Consider the following 2,929-nt stretch of genomic DNA (forward strand, 5'->3'; position numbering starts at 1 on the left):
TGCAATCAGGAGCAGAACACCGCAGGCGATGCGCTTTCACGAGATTCCTGGCCCGAAGCGTTGCTTGCCCAGGTTGAACGTATTGCTGCACCTGAATCGACAGGAGAACCTTCCCTTCCGGTGCTGCTCACACCCGGCACTATCACGCCCGCATCCAGCCTCGATATTGCGATACTGCTAGCAGCGTCTACCGATGTGTCCGAAACTGTTCTACGGAATATAGTCAAACATCAAGGTTTTGAGCCTAATGCTACCAGCAACGAAGGATTAGCTCCGTTTCATCTTGCCGCAACGCGAGGAAATACACGTTTTGCTGCAGCACTGCTTGAAAGAGGCGCAAACTATAAAGTGAACTACAAAAATTTCTACACCCCACTTAATCTCGCCCTCAATAACAAACACATGCTCTTTGTCCAATGGTTTCTCCAAACACTATCCGAACATGAACGAATCAACGTACTTATTACAACGAACCAATATGGCACGAACCTCATGCACCAGGTGGCATCAATACGCCCCAAACTCCTGAAACAGATTTTAGACTGCTTGCCTGAAGGAGCTAGAACAGGAACCGTGATGGAAAAAACACCATTTAATAATACCGTACTGCATTTAACTGCAAAAAAATGTCCAAAAACTCTGAAAACGCTTCTGGACCGCCTGCCCGAGGCAGAAAGAGCTAACGCATTGATGATAAAAAACGGTGATGGCCATGCAGTGCTGCACCAGGTTATGGAATATGACCCAGAACTACTGAAACAACTGTTCGATTGCCTTCCCGAAGCTTCACGAATTGGTGCTGCTATGGTACAGAACAATGATGGAAATACCGTTCTGCATCGAGCCGTACAATGTAGCCCCAAAACCCTGAAGAAGCTTTTGGACCGACTGCCCGAGGCAGAAAGAGCTGACGCAGTAATGATTAAAAACGGTGATGGCCATACTGTGCTGCACCAGGTCTTAAAATTTTGTCCAGAGCTCTTGGAGCAACTACTCGATTGCATTCCTGAGGTAGCGCGAGCTGGTATCGTAATGATACAAAACAATGATGGAAATACCGCGCTGCACCTGGTCGCAAACAACTTCGCATCCCTGAAACTACTTCACGACTGGTTGCCCAAGGCAGCAAGAGCTGACGTTTTGATGATAAGAAATAGATATGGCTGTTCGGTACTTGACTATATCTCAGGCCATTTCGAATCACTGAATCTGCTTCTGGATTGCCTGCCCGAAACAACAAGAGCTAACGTCATAATGAAATGTAACGTAGATGGCGATACCATCCTGCATCGAGCAGTAAAAATTAGTCCTAATATCGTGAAGCAGCTTCTGGACTACCTCTCTAGACCAGCAAAGGCTAACGCTGTGATGGCGTGCAACCGGTATGGCTCGACCGTACTGCATCATGCAGCACATTATCCCGACTCACTAAAACTGCTTCTGGATTGCCTACCTAAGGTAGCAAGGACTAACGCTGTGATAAAAAGAACCCATAATACCGAACCCGTGTTGCAATCGGCTGCAGGCTATCCCGAGTCTCTAAAACTGCTTCTGAACTGTCTACCCGAGGTAGTAAAGACTGATGCTGTGATGGCAAGGAACCGTAATGATGAAAACATGCTGTACCTGTCTGCAAAGTATCCCGAATCCTTAAAACTGCTAATAGACTGCCTGTCCGAGACAGCAAGGGCTGAGGCCGTATTGATACGTAACAAGAATGGCAATACCGTGTTGCACGAGGCCGCAAATAACCCCGGCTCTCTGAATCTGCTTTTGACTTGCTTGCCCGAGACAAAGAGAGCGGGTGTCATAATGACAAAGAACGATGATGGCAATACCGCATTACACTGGGCCACAAAATCTCCAGAAGCACTCAAACTGCTTCTGGACTGCCTGCCTGAAACAGCAAAAGCTGACGCCGTCATGGCAAGAAACAATTACCATGAAACCCTGTTGCACTGGGCCGTAGACCATCCAAAATCACTAAAACATCTTCTGAACTGCCTGCCGATGACAGCACGAGCTGACGCTCTAATGACAAAAGACTGCGATGGAAAAACCGTTTTGGATCTGGTTAAACACCCTAGGTGTTCTAAAACCTTGAATCTTCTTGAGGCGATAGTGAAACAGGCAAAACAACAAACAGCCACTCAATTTAGCGCTGATTCGCCCATACCCAACTACGATGCAGGCACTACACGAACACTCCCCTCCTCATCTTCAGATATCGATACTTTTTCGCCACTTGGCTCTCATTCATTGTTTAACCAGGGTTCAATGAGGCTACAAGATCCAGGCAATCCGGAAGAAGAATGCATATTAAGGAGATGAGCCTTGCATTGAAGTTAACAAAGTCGGATACCTCGCTGAAAACCATTATACTAAAGAACCACCTCGCCTCTCCCCCGCGCGTAGCGTGGGGGAGAGGGATCAAGGGTGAGGGGGTTAAAAAAGATCGCGCAGCGATACATAATTTGCTTTCAATAAATTAAATCACTAAAGTGATACACTTTTTCCCCCCTCTCCGCGCACTATACCCTAATACTTTTACATAGCACCCCAAAAGCACCCTGCCAGTTCATATTGCTCAGTTTATAAACCCTGTGATACAGTAAAAAGCTTTGCAATGAATCAAGGAAGTCCATCATGCCAATTAGCCTCAGACAAGCGATGATTAAAAGCGCCCAGAACGCACAGAGCACACACAACAAAGTAACCTCGAACGCAGCGGCCATGCTGGCCATCCGGTTGGCTTCACGATATCTTTTGCGAAAGACAGACAGCGAAGCGCCTGCTCAACCCGCTTCATCTGCGACTGCCGCGTCTTCTTCATCCGCAGCCTCTTCATCGGTTGTTGTACCCGCCTCCGAGATGACTATTGAAATGGCCGGTAATTCCAAAGCACAAGAGCGGATGAGTCGTGTCAGAA

General features: G+C 47.4%; 2 protein-coding genes. Both read left to right on the forward strand.

Features of this window, described 5'->3' with window-relative positions:
• Positions 1 to 2,331 (forward strand): ankyrin repeat domain-containing protein (locus tag G543_RS17690; RefSeq protein WP_035922014.1); only part of this gene is annotated, 2,331 nt, incomplete at its 5' end.
• A 315-nt stretch (positions 2,332 to 2,646) separates the two neighbouring features.
• Positions 2,647 to 2,929 (forward strand): hypothetical protein (locus G543_RS17700; protein WP_035922020.1); only part of this gene is annotated, 283 nt, incomplete at its 3' end.

The organism is Legionella moravica DSM 19234 (genome assembly GCF_000423305.1).
Lineage (GTDB): Bacteria > Pseudomonadota > Gammaproteobacteria > Legionellales > Legionellaceae > Legionella > Legionella moravica.